The sequence below is a fragment of the Microbacterium sp. zg.Y909 genome, from assembly GCF_024626565.1.
Window position 1 is genome coordinate 1 of sequence record NZ_JANJFJ010000065.1, and the last position, 16,583, is coordinate 16,583.

Below are 16,583 nucleotides of genomic sequence, written 5' to 3' on the forward strand. Positions count from 1 at the left end.
TGCATCTGTGCGGGAACGCCGCCTGGTGGCTGCCGAAGTGGCTCGACCGCGTCATGCCCGACGTCGACGTGGAGGGCTCGGCGCTCGAGCGCGAGCACCCGGTGCACGGCGTCGCGGCCCCCGAGGCTGCGCGCGCGTAGCGTCTCGCGCGGCGCGGCGCCACCGGTCGAAGCCTCGCGCAACCCGAACGATACTGTCGGGATGGATGCCCTGAACGATGCCGTCCTCGCCGCCGGCGATTCCCTCTGGACTTGGGCGGTGCTCCCCATCCTCGCGGTGCTCGGGGTCTACTTCACCCTCCGCTCCGGCGTCGTGCAGCTGCGCCTCATCCCTGAGATGTTCCGCACCCTCGGGGATCGCACGCCCCGCTCCGAAGACGGCACCCCGCAGTCGGTGTCGGCGTTCCAGGCGTTCACGCTCTCCGCGGCATCCCGCGTGGGCGTCGGTAACATCGCCGGCGTCGGCACCGCCATCGCCATCGGCGGCCCCGGTGCGGTGTTCTGGATGTGGACGATGGCGTTCATCGGGGGCGCCTCGAGCTTCGTCGAATCCACCCTCGGCCAGCTGTTCAAGGTGCGCGACGCCGATGGCTTCCGCGGCGGCCCCGCCTACTACATGCAGTACGGGCTCAAAGCACGCTGGATGGGCATCGTCTTCGCCGTCATCCTCATCGTCTGCTTCCCGTTCGCCTTCAGCTCGCTGCAGGCCAACACCATCAGCGCGACCGTGTCGTCGAGCTTCAGCGGCGATGTCTCGTGGGTGCCGTGGGTGGTCGGCGCGGTCTTGGCGGCCCTCACCGGCCTCGTGGTGTTCGGAGGTCTCCGCCGCATCGCGCACGTGACTCAGGCGGTGGTGCCCGCGATGGCGCTGGCCTACCTGCTGCTCGGGCTGGTGGTCGTCGCCTTCAACATCGAGCGACTCCCCGAGGTCTTCCTGTCGATCTACGCCCAGGCATTCGGCATCAACGAGGTGGTCGGCGCCACGCTGGGCGTCATCATCATGAACGGCGTCAAGCGCGGGATGTTCTCCAACGAAGCCGGGCTCGGATCGGTGCCCAACGCCAGTGCGACCGCGGCCGTGACCCACCCCGTCAAGCAGGGTCTGGTGCAGACCCTGGGCGTCTACTTCGACACGCTGCTGGTGTGCTCGATCACGGCGTTCATCATCCTCGTCTCGACGCCCGACCTCGCCGGCGCCGAGCGCGGCATCGGGCTGACCCAGGATGCCATCGTGGGGACCCTCGGCCCCTGGTCGAACATCCTGCTCAGCATCATCATCTTCCTGCTGGCCTTCAGCTCGATCCTCGGCAACTACTACTACGGCGAGTCGAACATCGAGTTCATCTCACCGAAGCGCCGCTTCCTCCAGACGTATCGGGCGCTGGTGGTGCTCGTGGTGTTCCTCGGCTCGATCGCCTCGGCCGACCTCATCTGGAACACCGCCGACGGCATCATGGGCATCATGGCGCTGGTGAACCTCGTGGCGATCGCCCTGCTGTCGGGGCTGGCATTCCGGCTGCTGCGCGACTACACGCGGCAGCGCCGCGAGGGCCGGGATCCGGTGTTCACGCGCGATCGCCTTCCGGGCGTCAGCGGGATCTCGTGCTGGGAGGACGAACACACGGTCACCGGGGTGAACCCCGTGGTCACGGGCGACGCGCGCCCGCGGCGCTGAGTAGCCGGCTGCGCGCTTTCCACCCTGCCGGACCCCCCTCGATCGCGGCAGGGTGGTCGCTGCCCCCCCAGGCATCAGGCGAGGCGACGCTGCCTCACCGGTTGATGTGCTTTCATCCTGCCCGCCCACCATCTGCCACAATCGGGTGCAACGCACCTGGTTTTGTGCGCAGGCGATGGTGCCGCTCTCCCTCGGAAGGATGCCGATGACGGCTTGGCAGCGTGTGCGCACTCCGCTGCGCGAGGCGGAGGTGCTCGCCCAGGCCGCGGAGTGCAGCCGGCAGGGGCGCGGCCTGCTGGTTCTGAGCGCCCCCGGCGACGGTGCGACGCGCTTCGCCTCCGACGTCGCCACGCGACTGCGCATCAGCGGCCACCAGGTCGTGCGCAGGGACGACCTCGATCGCACCGACGCCGCCACGCCGCTCGCCGCCCCGCCCAACGCCCTCCTCATCGCCTCGTCGCGCGTCGGGGCATCCGTGCATCCCGACATCGCGCGGGCCGTCGCCGCGCGCACCCGCACCGTCACCGTGCCGGCTCTCCCGCGCGCCGAGACGGCGGACGTCGTGTGCCGCGCGATCGGCCACCCGCCGTCGGCCCGTCTCATCGAAGCGCTGTGGCGCTGCGGGCACGGCAACCTCACCGCCACCAGGCTCGGCTACGAAGAGTTCCACCGTCGCGGCTGGGTGGTCGTCTCCCACGGCCACGCGCACCTGACCGTGCCGGTGCGCCAGGCACTTGAGGCCGTGGTCGCGAGCCCCAGCCTCTGGGCGGGGCCCGACGACCAGGCGCTGCTCACGGCGCCGGCGATCGAGCCTCGACTGACCCTGAGTGACATGATCGGCCTGCACGGTGCCGCTGCGGCGCAGCGGCTGCTCGACCGCGGATTGCTGCGCGTGCGGCGGGATGCCGGCGGCGACGGGCCGCTGAGCGTGCACCCTCCGCTCCTGGCCGACGTGCTGCGCACACGGTGCGTGGCCCCCCGCCTCGGCGACGAGCTGCAGGCGATGGCGGGTCTTCCGGGCGCGGCGGGCCGACTGCCCACGCTCACGTGGTGGATGCTCTCTCAGGGCCGGTCGGTCGCGCCCGACGCCGCAGTGAGCGCCGCCCGCCGCGCGTATTCGGTGCACGACTATCTGGCCGGCGTGCAGGTGACCGATGCCGCCCTGCAACAGCGCCCGAGCCTCGACGCCCGTCACCGGGCCGCGCTGCTGCTGACCCAGGGGCAGTGCCTGCGCATGCTGGAGCGGCTGGGTGAGGCGGACGTGAGCCTGTCCGCGGCATCCGCCCTCATCGCCGCGTCTACCCCGTCCGCGCCCTCCGCGCCCTCCGCGCCCTCCGCGGGGAGCATCGAGGCGGCTCTCTCGGGCGAGATCGCAGCGGCCCGCGCCGACCTCGCCCACTACCGCGATCGGGCCCCCGAACGCGCCCTCGCCCTGCTGACCGAGGCCGAGCAGACCGCCGCTCGCGCGGGCGACGAGGTGCAGCGTTCCCTGCTCGCCGCGCTCGCGGTGCTTCACCTGTCGTACGCGGGCCGATTCAGGGAGGCGGTCGAGCGCCGCCTTGCGCTGGCGCACGATCCTCCCGGCCCGCTCGCGCAGCGGATCGACGCACTGCACGCAGTGGCGCTGGACACCCTCGGACGCGGGGACGAGGCCACCGTCATGCTCGGTCGACTGGATCGGCGGGCCGAGAGCGCTCCGGCCGGCGAATGGGCGACGGAGGAGCACCTCTCTGCGCGCTTCGTCGTCGTGCTCCACTCCGAGGGCGTGGCGGCCCTCGCCCGCGAACTCCCGCGCTTCGCCGCCGTCGACGGCGACGATCGCATCCGCATCGACCACGGCATGCGCTGCCTGGCCGACGCGGAGCTCGCCCTGGAGATCGGGGACGTCGCGCGCGCGCTGGCCTCCGCCGAAGATGCCCGGAACACGATCGAGCGCGACGGGCCGGAGGACTACCTGGCCCGCGCCCTGTCGCTGTGTGCGCTGGCGATGGCATCCCAGGGGCACGCCGCCGAGGCACGCACCCACCTGGCGCGCCTGCGCGCGCTGCCCGGTGCGACGAATGCCGCCGTGGGGCCTGACACCCGCGCCGCGGTCGCGGGGACGCTGACGGCTTTGGGCGACTCCGCGGGCGCGCTCGCGGTCTGCCGCGAACTGGCCGCGGAAGGCCTGACCGGAGCCGCTCTCCGCGGCGCGGTCACGGGCGTCCTGCGCCGGAACCCGGAGTTGTGCGCGTTCGCCGCCGAGCTGACGATCACCGGCGCCGTGCCGTTGCTGGTGCAGAGTCTCGCGCGCGCCGTGCTGGCCCCCTCGGGGCGCGAGGCGCTGCGCACCGGCCGCGACGCGGCTGCGGCAGGCCAGTTCGCCCTCGCCCACGCCGCCGCTACGCTCGCTCGAGACCAGGCTGCGGCGGGATCCGCGCCGCACGGCGAGGCCACCCGGCTGATGTCCGCGGCTGCGGGGTACATGCGGGGGTCGGCCGTCGAAGTGCAGCCGACCGCCGCGTCGCTGACCCGCCGTGAGAGTCAGGTCGCCGAGCTCATGTCCCGCGGGATGACCAATACCGAGATCGCGCAGCGTCTGCAGCTGTCCAAACGCACCGTCGAAGGTCACATCAACCGTCTCTACCGCAAGACGACTCCCGGCTCGGCGCCGCTCACTCCCTGAGGCGGCTACGCGGCGAGGGTGCGGCGGTGGATCTGCGAGGTGAGCGACACCCCGTTCAGGTCGAGGTAGACCTGGCCTTCGGTCACCGACAGCGTGGCCGTGTTGCGCCGCGCGATCACGGCGGCCGCCGCGTCGACGAACCCGGTGTCGAAGCTGTGCAGCGTGATGGCGTCCGCGCGGTGGATGGGCTTGCCCGCCCACGCGGTGAAGAGCTTGTCGGGGTCGCGATGGGTGTACACCGCGGTGCGATCGGCGAGCTTGCTGCCGTAGTGCACGCGCGCGGCGTCCGGGGCGCCCACCTCGATCCAGGCGGTGACGCGGCCGGTGAGGTCGCGCACGAGCACCGCGGGCTCATCGGTGGCCGAGATGCCCTCGCTGAACGCGATGCCCTCCTCGTACTCGAGGCAGTAGGCCAGCAGCCTCGTGACCATGAACGCGTCGGTCTCGGAAGGATGACGGGCGATCCGCAGCATCAGCTCCTCGTAGACGCCGCGGTCGACGTCGGCCAACTGCACCGTGAAGGTGTGGATCACTGCGCCTGCGGCCATAAGGTTCGAGCCTACGCGGCGCGCGGCAACGCTGCGGTCAGATGCGCTCGATGATCGTGGCGTTGGCCATGCCGCCGCCCTCGCACATCGTCTGCAGCCCGTAGCGGCCGCCGGTCGCCTCGAGGTGCGCGAGCATCGTGGCGAGCAGCCGTGTTCCGGACGACCCCAGCGCGTGCCCGAGGGCGATGGCGCCGCCCCACGGGTTGAGCTTGGCGGGGTCGGCCCCCGTCTCGGCCGCCCAGGCGAGCGGGACCGAGGCGAAGGCCTCGTTGACCTCGTACACGTCGAGGTCGTCGATGCCGAGGCCGCTGCGCTCGAGGATGCGTGCGGTCGCCGGGATCGGGCCGGTCAGCATCATGAGCGGGTCGTCGCCGACGACGGCGAAGGAATGGAAGCGGGCGCGGGGCGTGAGACCGAGTGCCACGGCCCTCTGCTCGCTCATGATGAGGGCGGCGGACGCGCCGTCGGTGAGGGGCGAGGAGTTGCCCGGGGTCACCTTCCACTCCAGGTCGGGGAAGCGCGCCGCATACGCGTCGGTGCGGAACGCCGGCTTCAGGGCGGCGAGCGCCTCAGCCGTCGTGCCCGCACGCACGGTCTCATCGGCGACCACGTCACCCACCGTCAGCAGCTGCGATGCGAACCGGCCTTCGGCCGCGGCACGCGCGGCGCGCGCGTGGGATGCCGCGGCGTACCCGTCGAGCTCGTCGCGACTGAGTCCCCACCTCTGGGCGATGAGTTCCGCCGACACCCCCTGGTTGACCAGGCCCGCGGGATAGCGCGCGTGCAGCCGGGGCGAGAAGGGCGACCCGCCCTCCCCCGCCGACCCCAGCGGCACCCGGCTCATGGACTCGATCCCACCGGCGATGACGATGTCATACGCGCCGGCGATGACCCCCTGCGCCGCGAAGTGGGCGGCCTGCTGGCTCGAGCCGCACTGGCGGTCGACGGTGGATGCCGGCACCGTCTCGTCGAAGCCCGCAGCGAGCACCGCCTGGCGCGCGATGTTGCCCGACTGCTCGCCGACCTGACTGACGCAGCCCAGCAGCACGTCGTCGATCTGCCCGGACTCCAATCCGTTGCGCTCGAGCAGCGCCGTGAGCACATCGGCGGCGAGGTCGACGGGGTGCACGCCGCTCAGCGCACCCCCCGGCTTGCCCCGGCCGGATGGCGTCCGCACCACATCCACGATCACGGCCGTCGCCATTGCGGTCCTCCTTCGCACCCCGCGCGGGCCGACTCGCCCGCGCTCGCTCTGCTGCCACGCTATCCGCTCAGCCGAGGATGCTCGGCTCCAGGTCGCGCAGGGCGCGGAAGTGCGTCTGCCTGGTCACGCCGATGGCCGCGATCACGAAGCCCGCAACGAGCCAGGTCAGCAGCACTGCGGCATCCAGGATGGTGCGGCTGAGATCGCCGCCGTACATGAACTGGCGCATGCCGTCGACGACGAAGCTCATCGGGAGCACCTGGTGCAGCGCGGCCAGGGGGCCGGGGAGTGTCTGCCACGGGAAGGTGCCGCCGGCGCTGACGAGCTGCAGGACCATCAGCACGAGCCCGATGAACTGGCCCACCTCTCCCCACCAGACGTTGAGGGCGAGGATGATCGCGGTATATGTGAGGGTCGCCAGCAGCATGATGCCGAGGGTCCCCAGCGGGTAGACCATCGGGAAGCCGAGGGCGTAGACGAGCACCAGGAACAGCAGACACATCTGCAGCACGCCCAGCAGGCCCGGGGTGAGCCACCCGGCGAGCGTGACGCGCACCGGAGAGTGCAGCGCCGTGACCGCACGGCGGGAGATGGGCCGCACGATGAGGAACAGCGCGTAGATGCCGATCCATCCGGCCAGGGCTCCGAAGAACGGCGCGAGGCCCGCACCGTAGTTCGCCGCCTCGGCCGCGGCGGTGGTGTCGATCTCGATCGGGTTGGCGATCGTGCGCGCCTGCGCGTCGCGGACGTCCTCGCTGCTGTCGGGGATCTCCTGGGCGCCGCTGACCAGCGCGTCGCGCAGCTCGACGGTCCCCGAGGACAGCGTGGCGGCTCCGTCGCGGAGCGTGCTGGTGCCCGTCGACAGCTCTTGCAGCCCGGAGCCGAGGGTTCCCAGGCCGTCGCGGAGCGTCGCTGCGCCGTTGGCCACCTCGGTGCTGCCGCTGGCGAGCTGATCGATCTGGCCGACGACCTCCTGCACGCGCTGGTCGCCCGTGCGGATCGTCGCGCCGACGACATCGAGCCGCGCCAGCACCGCGTCGATGGTCGCCTGGTCGAGCCCGAGCGCGACCAGGTCGGCGGCGATGTCCGACCGAGCCTGCGGCAGAGCGGCGGTCAGCTGGTTGACCACCGCTCCGACCCGGTTCGCGGCGGCGGCGAGTTCATCGTCGCCGGCGGCCACGCGTGCCGCCCCGTCGGCGAGGGCGGCGGCGCCGTTCTGCAGCTCCACGGTGCCGTCGACGGCGCTCACCGCGCCCTCGACCAGGCGCACGGTGCCGTCCGCGAGCTCCGCAGCGCCGGTGACCAGCTCGTCGGCACCCTGGCCCGCCTCGACGATCTTCCCCCGGATGGTGGAGATCGAGTTCAGAAGGGTGGTGGCCGCTTCACGTCCGACCTGCTGTGCGACGCTCGTGCGGATGCGGTCCACGGCCTGGGTGGCGATGTTGCTGGCCAGGTAGCTGTTGGCATCGTAGGTCTCCAGCAGGATGACCGCCTGGCGGGGATCATCGCCCGCGACCGATTCGAGGGCGGCGGTGAAATCGGCGGGGAGAGTGATCGCGAAGTCGAACTCGTCCGCCTGCAGTCCCGCCTTCGCCTGGGCGGCCGAGACGCGATGCCAGTCGAAGTCGCCGCCCTTCACGAGCTCGTCGGCCACCTCGTCGCCGATGTTGCGGGCCGGGGTGCCACCGTCGGCGGCCACGCCCTGGTCCGCCACGACGAGGGCGACCGGGACGTCGGGGAACTTCGCATAGGGGTTCTGGTTGGCCCACAGGTACAGTCCCCCGTAGAGGATCGGCACGATGATGAGGGCGAACAGCGCCAGAGCCGACATCTTCGTCGACACCAGGCGCCGCAGCTCGGCGAGGATCATCTGCGGCACTTTCAGATGGGGCACCCGGATCGGCTCGGGCCTCATGAGCGGCCTCCTTCGCGCTCCGCATCGCCGCTCTCGCGGTCGGTGTCGTCGGTGATCGCCCCGATCACCTTGGCCGAGGAGTAGCCCGCGATCATGAGCATCGCGAACCCGCGGTCGGCCAGGGAGAGAGCCTGATCCCACCAGATGCGGGGGTCCCCGCCATGCCGGTCGGGCGCGACGACGACGAGCCCCTCGACGTCCGGCCGCAGCACGGCCAGCTCGATGAGCAGGTGCATCCGGGCGCGGGGTGTCACGGTGGCGATGGGGCGGCGCAGCAGGTGGTCCAGGTGCTGGTGGCTGAGCCAGCGGTGCACGGCGCGGCGACCGGACGCGCGGCCCGCGAACATCAGCTCCTCCGCCGTGACGGCGCCGACCGTGACGCGGGGGGCGGGTTCGGAGATGTCCGGGGCATCCACCAGCGCGACGCGTCGGCGCAGGTCGGCGGCGTCGGCCATGCCGTCGATCTCGATCGTGCCCTCGTCGGGCTTCATCCGGCCGGAGGCGAGCATCCCCAGCACGGTCGGGCGCTGCTCGGTCTCGGCGCGGGCGAAGACCGCCTGCCCCGTCTCGAACGTGACGTCCGTCCGCGGCAGGACTTCGCCCTCGTGCCCTTTGCTGACTCCGCGAAGCTCGATCTTCATGGCGTACCCTCCCGATGCTGGGGTCCCACCGCCGCGAGCGAGCGCGCCGCCGGAATCCGAGTCTCTATCGCGAGCCCCGCCCCGTCCAGACCCCGCAGGCCAGCCCCACACCGATTTGCTCCCGCGCGGCGCGCGAGAGAGAATACCCCTGGGGGTATACGCCCCCGAGGAAGTGAGCACCCGATGACTGCACCCGCAGATCACACACCGTCCGCCCCCACGACCGGTCCGCGGGTCGTGATCGTCGGCGGCGTCGCCGCCGGCATGTCGGCCGCAACGCGCCTGCGCCGCCTGGACGAGACGGCGCAGATCGTCGTCTTCGAGCAGGGCCGGTATGTGAGCTTCGCGAACTGCGGGCTGCCGTACTACGTCGGCGGCGTGATCGCCGAGCGCGACTCCCTGCTGCTGCAGACGCCCGCCTCGCTGCATGCGCGGTTCGCTCTGGATGTACGGGTCGAGCACGAGGTCCTCGAAATCGACCGCGCGGCGCGCACGGTCACCGCTCGGGATGCCGCCACCGGCGCCACCGTCGTCGAGCCGTACGACCACCTGATCCTCGCGACAGGGGCCGCCCCACGTGAACGCGCCGCGGCGATCGCCGGCGCTCCGCCGGTGGTCACCCTCCGCACCGTCGACGACGTCGACCGGATCACATCGGTGCTGGCCCGGAACGGCGACCGCCGCGGCCATGCCGTCGTCATGGGCGCAGGATTCATCGGGCTGGAGGCGACGGAGAACCTCGTGCGCCGAGGCCTGGAGGTCACGCTCGTGCAGCAGAGTGCCCGCCCCTTCATGCCGTTGGATCCCGAGATGGCCGCCCCCGTGGTCGAGGCACTCTCTTCACACGGCGTCGATCTGCGCACCGGCACCACGCTCGACACCCTGGATGCCGCCGGCGTCCACCTCTCCGACGGCACGACCGTCGCGGCGGACCTCGTCGTGGACGCGCGAGGAATCGCCCCGGCGGCGGACCTGGCTCGCGCGGCGGGCCTTGCGATCGGCGCCACGGGCGGCGTCGTCGTCGACGGGCACCAGCGCACCGAGGATCCGCGGATCTTCGCCGTCGGCGATGCCGCAGAGAAGACGGATGCCGTCTCGGGCGCGGCGACCCTCGTCACGATGGCGGGGCTGGCCAATCGCCACGGCCGCGCCGCAGCGGATGTCATCGCGTGGGAGAACGGCCGGCTGGATGCCGCCCCCCGCGTCGCGGCGCCCGCGCTGGGCACCGCCATCATCGGGCTGTTCGACGTGACGGTGGCGATGGTGGGGTGGAGTGAGCAGCGCCTCATCGCGGCGGGCCGCGCGCACCGCGTGATCCACACCCATCCCACCGACCACGCCGGGTATTACCCGGGCGCTGAGCGCATGGCGATGAAGGTGATGGTCGATCCCCTCTCCGGGCTGATCCTCGGGGCGCAGATCGTCGGCGGGAACGGGGTGGACAAGCGCATCGACGTCATCGCGACGGCGATGCACGCAGGGCTGCCGGCGGCCGAGCTGGCGCACCTCGAACTCGCGTACGCACCGCAGTACGCCTCGGCGAAGGACCCGGTGAACATGGTCGGGTACATCGCCGAGAACATCGCGACCGGCGTCAGCGACACCGTGCAGTGGCACGAACTCGAGGCCGCGGTCGCCGACGGCGCGACGCTCATCGACGTGCGGTCGCCTCACGAGTTCGCCGCGGGCGCGATCGCGGGAATCATCAACATCCCGGTCGATGCGCTGCGCGAAGGCGCCGCCAGCCTTCCGGAAGGCGAGCTGATCGTGCACTGCCAGGTCGGTCAGCGCGGCCACACCGCCGCGCGGATCCTCGCGCAGCTCGGCCGCCCGGCACGCAACCTCGACGGCGGCTACCTCACGTGGAAGGCCGGCACTGCCGTCACCGCGCTGCAGCCCGCCTGAGGATCGCGACGGCGGCGGCTTGCGCAGACGCGTTCCGCACACGCTAGAACGGTGGCGGCACGCCCGCGGCGCTCGCCGCGGTGAACTCGAGGGTCCGGCGCGGCGTGTCGGGATACACCCGTCCGCTCGGGCTCGTCCACTCCAGCACTCCCCCCGGCAGCTGCACCACCGTCCACGCGGAGTGGTGCTTCAACACGTGGTGCCTTCGACACAGGTGCGCGAGGTTGTCGCAGCGGGTGGCTCCACCGTGCGCGTGGTCGATGGTGTGGTCGATGTCGCAAATCCACACGTCCGACCGACAGCCGGGGAACCGGCAGTGCTCGTCGCGCGCCCGCAGCTGTCGACGCTGCGCCAGGCTCGGCCGGTAGCAGTCGGTCGCCCCCACGGCGCCGGTGGCGCTGTCGATGAAGAGGCGATCCCACGAGGCGGCTCCGCCCGCGAGGTGCCGAGCGGTCTCGGCGTCGAGGGGACCGTGGCCGGGGATCGATGCGGGCGCGCCGCCGCCGGCCAGCGTCGCCGCCGGCACGGTGACCTGCACGTGCGCCACGATCGCCTCGGTCTCGCAGGTCGTCGCCTCGGATGCTTCGGCCGTCGCGTGTCCGGTGAGCAGCAGGTCCGCGAGCACATCGGCGCGGCGCTGATCGATCGTGCGACAGTCGGCAGGCTCAGTCTCCGGACCGGGCGCCTCCGGCAAGTCCGACACGTCCGCCGCACCGCCCACCTCGCCACCCGATCCGCGTCCCGCTCCGCCGTGACCTCGTAAGGCGCGCGCGTACCGGTCGGCGCGATCGCGGATGCCGTGCGCCAGCGCCGCAGGCAGGAGGGCAACCAGTTCAGCCATGCCGTCCTCGAGGTCACGCACCCACACCCGCCGGGCCTGGGCCGCATCGGCGTGCCGTTCGGTCAGCGGCGCGGGATCGACGCGCTGCGCGAGCGTCAGGATGATGGGCCGCGCGCGCCCCGGCGTCTCACGCTCGGCTATCGCGAGCGCCGCCTGTTCGAACAACCCGCGAGCCTCGGCGTCGGCGATGCGCGAGCCCGCCTCATCGATCACGCGCACGTGCGCCGCATCGATGCGCCCCTCACTCAGAGCAGCGACGACCGTGGGGAAGGCGACGAGCATTGTCGCCGCGTGATGAATGCGGCTCTGCATGCCCCGGTCGGAGCGGCGCAGCGCCGCACCCACCTCCGCGGCGATCGAACGCAACGGCAGTTCGCGCTCACGCTGCTCGGACACCGGGATGCGGGCGGTCTGGTCTGCGGCGATCGCACCCGCCCGCCCGAGCAGCTGCAACTCACGGGCATGCAGACGCGCCATCGCCCGGCGATTCTCCTCGAGCCCTGCGACCACGTCTCGCATCGGGAGCGCGTCGAGCGGGCTTTTCGGGAGAGGAGCCGAGGAGGTGGTCATGAGGAGATTCTCCTCGGGGCCTCCGACATTCCGGGTCCGCAAAACCCTGGTCAACGGGGCATTGTGGACAACTCCTGAACCCATTCCCTGTGGAGAGGACGCCGCCGCCCGCCGCCCGCCGCCGCCGGCGACGGGCACCCCGCTTCAGACCCCGGAAGCCTCACCGGTCGGCGTCGCACCATCTCGGGTGGTCGGCGCCGAGCCCTCCCCGCGGGACTTCTGTGCCGCGTCCTCCTCGCTGGCCCGCCGCCCGAGCGGGATCGTCGTGAGCAGACCCACGAAGAGCGCGGCGACCGCGACCCACGCGGCCACCGACACACCCTGCGTGAGAGCATCACGGGCCGCATCGGCCACGGCGGCGGTGGCCGGGTTCTTGCCGAGCTCGCTGATGAGCGCACCGGCCGATGTCGAGACGGCATCCACCAGCTCCCCCACCTTCGGATCAGCGGCGATCTGGTCGCTGAGGCGCGACTCGGTGCCGATGCGCAGCGTCGTGAACAGCGCGGTTCCGAGCACGGCGATGCCGAGCGCAGAACCCACCTGGCGCGAGGTGGACTGCACCGACGAGGCCTGCCCGGACTTCTCCACAGGCACGTCGATCAGGATGAGCTGGGTCAGCTGCGCGGTGGCGAAGCCCACGCCCATGCCGTAGAAGAACAGCGGCACGCCGGTGACCCACAGGCTGGAATCGGGCCGGATCAGCAAAGCGAGCGCAGCGAGCGAGATGATCTCCAGCAGCACGCCCAGGCGCACCATCTGCACCGGCGACAGGCGCTTGGACAGCGACTGGATCGACCCGCTCGCGAGGAACGATCCGACGGCGAGCGGCAGCAGGGCAAGACCCGCCTCCAGGGCGTTCATGTCCCGGGCGTACTGGAACCACAGGGGCAGGGAGAGGATCAGTCCGAACTCTCCGAGCGAGACGGTCAGGGCGGTGATGTTGCCGTTCGCGAACGTGCCGATGCGGAACAGCGACACGTCGATGAGCACGGACTTGCGCGCGGCCACACGCTGACGCTCCCGCCAGACCAGGGCGGCGAGCACGAGGATCGACAGGACGAAAAGCACCGGAATCACGCTGAATCCGCCGAGGCTGATCGGCGCGGAGTCCGTCGCCTCCCACCAGCCATAGGCGCGACCCTCGATGAGGGCGAACACGAGCAGGCCGAACCCGAGCACCGAGGTGCCCACGGCGATCCAATCGCTGAAGCGCTCGGCGTCGCGCTGGCGGGACTCGGGAACACAGATCATCACGCCGATGATGACGAGGATGCCGAAGGGCAGGTTGATCCAGAACGCCCAGTGCCACGAGAACGCACTGGTGAGCCAGCCGCCGAGCACCGGTCCCACGGCGGCCATCGACCCGATCGTCGCGCCCCAGACCGCGAACGCGATGCCGCGCTCCTTGCCCCGGAAGGTGGCGTTGAGCAGGGCCAGGGTGGTCGGCAGGATCATCGATCCACCGACGCCCTGCAGGGCGCGGGCGGCGATCAGCCACGTGCCGTCGATGGCGAACGCGCAGAGGATGCTCGAGGCGACGAAGACCACGACACCGGCGACGAGCAGCCGGCGGCGGCCGAGCCGGTCACTCGTCGTGCCCCACACCATGAGCAGAGCGGCGAAGACGAGGGTGTACACCTCCTGCACCCATTGGATCTGGGTGGTGGTGAGATCGAGCGACTCGACGATGCTGGGGACCGCGACCGAGACGATCGTCGAGTCCATGATGATCAGTGCGACGGCGACGGAGATGGCCGCCAGACCCCACCAGCGAAGGCGGTGGTAACGCTCAGTGTCCTGGTTCACGTCGGGTCACTTTACTCCTGCTTCAAGGCTTGGGACGACGGATACCGACACAGTGTCAGCTTCCGCTGCGGGCAGCGAGACCGGGCTTGTCGGAGAGGCGGATCTCCTTGAGGAAGAACGCCACCGCGACTCCGGCCACCCCGAGCGGAACGAGGTACCAGAACGACGTCCCGAGGGCGTCGGCATAGGCCTGCACGACACCGTCGCGCAGCTCCGCCGGCAGCTCCCGCACGGCTGAGGGGGTCAGCGACTCGGCGCCGAAACCCGACGGCACCTGAGACCGCGGGATCTGACTGATCGTCTGGTCGAGGTCGCCCCGCAGCGAGGCGGTGAAGGCGGTGGAGAACAGGCTGGTGCCCACTGCCGCACCGATCTCCCGCAGGAAGTTGTTCGTCGACGTGGCCACGCCGATGCGTCCGGGGTCCACCGCGTTCTGCGCCGCGATGACGAGCGTCTGCATGACGAACCCGAGCCCGAGACCCAGCACGAAGATCATCGCGCCGAAGAGGACCATCGACATATCGGCCGAGAGCTGGGTGAGCCACAGCAGGCCGAGGGTCGCGATGCCGAATCCCGCAATCGGGAACACCTTGTAGCGGCCCGTGCGCGTGATGAGGATGCCCGATCCCAGCGCGGTGATCATCAGCCCCACGGTCATGGGCAGCATCAGCAGACCTGAATCGGTGGCGCTGGCCCCCTCGGCCATCTGCAGGAAGGTGGGAAGGAACGTCAGCGCGGCGAACATCGCGATGCCGAGGATGAGCGAGAGCGCGGCGGCGACGGCGAAGGTGCGACTGCGGAAGATGTCCAGTGGCACGAGCGGATCGGCCGCCCTCGACTCCACGATCAGGAACGCGATGAGCGCGGCCACCGTCGCGGCAGCGAGCGCCAGCAGTCCGGGGCTCGTCCAGTCATACGACGTGGTGTGGGTCAGCGAGGTCCAGCTGGTGAGGAAGACGATGCCGGCCGTCGTGGCGGCCAGCAGCACCGCCCCGCCGAGGTCGAACCGGCGACGACTGCGGTGCTCGGGGATCTTCAGCGTGGACCACGCGATGAGCAGCGCCGCGAGCCCGACCGGCACGTTGAGCCAGAAGCACCAGCGCCATCCCGGGCCAGTCGTCAGCCACCCGCCCAGCAGCGGGCCGGCCACCGTCGCGACGCCGAAGACCGCCCCCATCGGGCCCATGAGCTTGCCGCGCTCCCGCGCCGAGACGATGTCGGCGATGATCGCCTGCGAGAGGATCACGAGCCCGCCCGCGCCCAGCCCCTGCAGCGACCGCCAGACGATGAGGCCTTCGAACGAGCCGGCGAGCGCCGACCCGGTGGAGCCGACGACGAACAGGCCGATGGCGAGAAGGAAGGGGATGCGGCGGCCGAAGAGGTCGCCGACCTTGCCGTAGATCGGCATGACGATGGCGATGGCGAGCAGGTACGCCGTGACGATCCATCCCTGCTCATCGGCGGCGCCGAGGTCTCCCACGATCGTGGGCAACGCGGTGCTGACGACCGACTGATCCAGCGCCGACAGGAACATGGCCGCCAGGAGGGCGCCGAAGATGATGTAGACCTGGCGCCGGTCCAGGTCTACGGCGGGCCGATCGATAGACGACGCGGAGGCGCTCACGCGTACGGTCTAGCACGGATGCCGGAGCGTCAGAAGAGTCCCCGACACCTCGGTGGGTCAGTCCCGCGGCGCCCGTCGCACCCGCGGTGCGGGCGGGGGCGGCACCTCCTTCGCGGCGATGATCGCGCCGCGCGGGATGCGCTCGACCCCGCGCTTGCCGTCGACCACCACCGTCGTGGCATCCGCGCTCAGCAGCTCGCCGAGGGCGTCGGTGGCCTGCCCCGTCGGCAGCAGATAGCGCACCACGACCCGCCGGCCAGGGGCGGGCAGGTTCACCATGAGCCGGGAGCGTAATCCTTCAGGAACACCCCGAACAGGTCCTCGCCCGCCTCGCCGCGCACGATCGGGTCGTAGACCCGGGCAGCACCGTCGACGAGGTCCAGCGGCGCGTGGAACCCCTCTTCGGCGAGGCGCACCTTGGTGGGGTGCGGGCGCTCATCGGTGATCCATCCGGTATCGACGCTCGTCATGAGGATGCCGTCGCTCTCGAACATCTCCCGCGCGCTGGTGCGCGTGAGCATGTTCACCGCGGCCTTGGCCATGTTGGTGTGCGGATGCCCGGGGCCTTTGTATCCGCGACCGAAAACGCCCTCCATCGCGCTGACGTTGACGATGTACGTGCGCTTCGCCGGGCTCGCCGCCAGCGACGGCCGCAGCCGCGACACCAGCAGGAAAGGAGCGGTGGTGTTGGCCAGCTGCACCTCGAGCATCTCCAGTGGATCGACCTGCTCGACGCGCTGGGTCCACGAGTTGATGCTCTCGAGGTCGGGGATGAGCCCGCCGGCGTCGATCGCCGTGCCGGCGGCGAGCCGCTCGAGCGAGCTCGACCCCGCCGTCATCGCCTGCTCGGTGAGCTCATCGGCGCGGGATGCCGCTGCGGCCAGGATCGGGTGGGCGCTGACCGAGCGCTCCAGGGCCTGCGGATGACGGTCGTTGGTGTGCCCGAAGGTGACGAGCTCGGGCAGCGGCCCATCGGGCAGCGGCGCCAACTCGGCATCCACCAGGGGCTGATAAGCCCCGGGCGAGCGCCGCACGGTCTGCGTGGCGTTGTTGATGAGGATGTCCAGGGGTCCGGCCGCGGCGACATCGTCGGCGAGCCCGATCACCTGGGCGGGGTCACGCAGGTCGATGCCGACGATCTTCAGGCGGTGCAGCCAGTCCGCGGCATCCGGCAGGCTGCTGAAGCGGCG

General features: G+C 71.3%; 11 protein-coding genes and 1 pseudogene. 3 read left to right on the top strand and 9 right to left on the bottom strand.

Annotation, left to right across the window (positions count from 1 at the left end):
- Window positions 1–201 precede the first annotated feature (201 nt).
- Both NQ160_RS07020 and NQ160_RS07025 read left to right on the top strand, forming a co-directional pair.
- On the top strand, window positions 202–1,674 hold the full coding sequence (locus tag NQ160_RS07020) for an alanine/glycine:cation symporter family protein (protein ID WP_257514513.1): 1,473 nt from the start codon (window positions 202–204) through the stop codon (window positions 1,672–1,674).
- A 205-nt stretch (window positions 1,675–1,879) separates the two neighbouring features.
- On the top strand, window positions 1,880–4,339 hold the full coding sequence (locus NQ160_RS07025; protein ID WP_257514514.1) for a helix-turn-helix transcriptional regulator: 2,460 nt from the start codon (window positions 1,880–1,882) through the stop codon (window positions 4,337–4,339).
- Between the two features lie 5 nt (window positions 4,340–4,344).
- Here the strand turns inward: NQ160_RS07025 and NQ160_RS07030 are convergent, their stop codons facing one another.
- The 4 genes from NQ160_RS07030 to NQ160_RS07045 all read right to left on the bottom strand — a co-directional run bounded on the left by NQ160_RS07030 (window position 4,345) and on the right by NQ160_RS07045 (window position 8,647).
- Window positions 4,345–4,887 carry a YaeQ family protein gene (locus NQ160_RS07030; RefSeq protein WP_257514515.1) on the bottom strand — a complete coding sequence of 181 codons (543 nt, stop codon included), beginning with the start codon at window positions 4,885–4,887 and terminating at the stop codon, window positions 4,345–4,347.
- Between the two features lie 37 nt (window positions 4,888–4,924).
- A complete protein-coding gene (locus NQ160_RS07035) occupies window positions 4,925–6,091 on the bottom strand; it encodes a thiolase family protein (RefSeq protein ID WP_257514516.1) in 1,167 nt (388 codons plus the stop codon).
- Between the two features lie 67 nt (window positions 6,092–6,158).
- On the bottom strand, window positions 6,159–8,006 hold the full coding sequence (locus NQ160_RS07040; RefSeq protein WP_257514517.1) for a YhgE/Pip family protein: 1,848 nt from the start codon (window positions 8,004–8,006) through the stop codon (window positions 6,159–6,161).
- Window positions 8,003–8,647, bottom strand: coding sequence for a hypothetical protein (locus NQ160_RS07045; RefSeq protein ID WP_257514518.1), 645 nt, complete (start codon window positions 8,645–8,647; stop codon window positions 8,003–8,005). Before NQ160_RS07045 ends, NQ160_RS07040 begins: the two co-directional genes overlap by 4 nt.
- A gap of 183 nt (window positions 8,648–8,830) precedes the next feature.
- Between NQ160_RS07045 and NQ160_RS07050 the strand changes: the two genes are divergently transcribed.
- Window positions 8,831–10,552: an FAD-dependent oxidoreductase gene (locus tag NQ160_RS07050; protein WP_257514519.1), complete on the top strand. Its 1,722-nt coding sequence runs from the start codon at window positions 8,831–8,833 to the stop codon at window positions 10,550–10,552.
- Between the two features lie 43 nt (window positions 10,553–10,595).
- Here the strand turns inward: NQ160_RS07050 and NQ160_RS07055 are convergent, their stop codons facing one another.
- From NQ160_RS07055 to NQ160_RS07075, 5 genes and pseudogenes are all read right to left on the bottom strand, one after another.
- Window positions 10,596–11,963, bottom strand: a complete 1,368-nt coding sequence (locus NQ160_RS07055) for an HNH endonuclease signature motif containing protein (RefSeq protein WP_257514520.1) — start codon at window positions 11,961–11,963, stop codon at window positions 10,596–10,598.
- A 144-nt stretch (window positions 11,964–12,107) separates the two neighbouring features.
- Complete coding sequence (locus NQ160_RS07060) at window positions 12,108–13,769, bottom strand: MFS transporter (RefSeq protein WP_257514521.1); 1,662 nt, start codon at window positions 13,767–13,769, stop codon at window positions 12,108–12,110.
- A 55-nt stretch (window positions 13,770–13,824) separates the two neighbouring features.
- Window positions 13,825–15,393 carry an MDR family MFS transporter gene (locus NQ160_RS07065; protein WP_257514522.1) on the bottom strand — a complete coding sequence of 523 codons (1,569 nt, stop codon included), beginning with the start codon at window positions 15,391–15,393 and terminating at the stop codon, window positions 13,825–13,827.
- 57 nt (window positions 15,394–15,450) lie between these two features.
- Entirely contained in the window at window positions 15,451–15,672 is a 222-nt protein-coding gene (locus NQ160_RS07070; protein WP_257514523.1) for a putative acetyltransferase, read from the bottom strand.
- Window positions 15,666–16,583, bottom strand: a pseudogene (locus NQ160_RS07075) (short-chain dehydrogenase); the annotation flags it as partial. The pseudogene NQ160_RS07075 and the gene NQ160_RS07070, both read right to left, overlap by 7 nt.

Bases quoted from the DNA above. Each gene is read 5' to 3' on its own strand.
- NQ160_RS07070 (WP_257514523.1), bottom strand. From the start codon at position 15,672: ATGGTGAACCTGCCCGCCCCTGGCCGGCGGGTCGTGGTGCGCTATCTG.
- NQ160_RS07040 (WP_257514517.1), bottom strand. From the start codon at position 8,006: ATGAGGCCCGAGCCGATCCGGGTGCCCCATCTGAAAGTGCCGCAGATG.
- NQ160_RS07025 (WP_257514514.1), top strand. From the start codon at position 1,880: ATGACGGCTTGGCAGCGTGTGCGCACTCCGCTGCGCGAGGCGGAGGTG.
- NQ160_RS07055 (WP_257514520.1), bottom strand. From the start codon at position 11,963: ATGACCACCTCCTCGGCTCCTCTCCCGAAAAGCCCGCTCGACGCGCTC.
- NQ160_RS07035 (WP_257514516.1), bottom strand. From the start codon at position 6,091: ATGGCGACGGCCGTGATCGTGGATGTGGTGCGGACGCCATCCGGCCGG.
- NQ160_RS07030 (WP_257514515.1), bottom strand. From the start codon at position 4,887: ATGGCCGCAGGCGCAGTGATCCACACCTTCACGGTGCAGTTGGCCGAC.
- NQ160_RS07045 (WP_257514518.1), bottom strand. From the start codon at position 8,647: ATGAAGATCGAGCTTCGCGGAGTCAGCAAAGGGCACGAGGGCGAAGTC.
- NQ160_RS07050 (WP_257514519.1), top strand. From the start codon at position 8,831: ATGACTGCACCCGCAGATCACACACCGTCCGCCCCCACGACCGGTCCG.
- NQ160_RS07020 (WP_257514513.1), top strand. From the start codon at position 202: ATGGATGCCCTGAACGATGCCGTCCTCGCCGCCGGCGATTCCCTCTGG.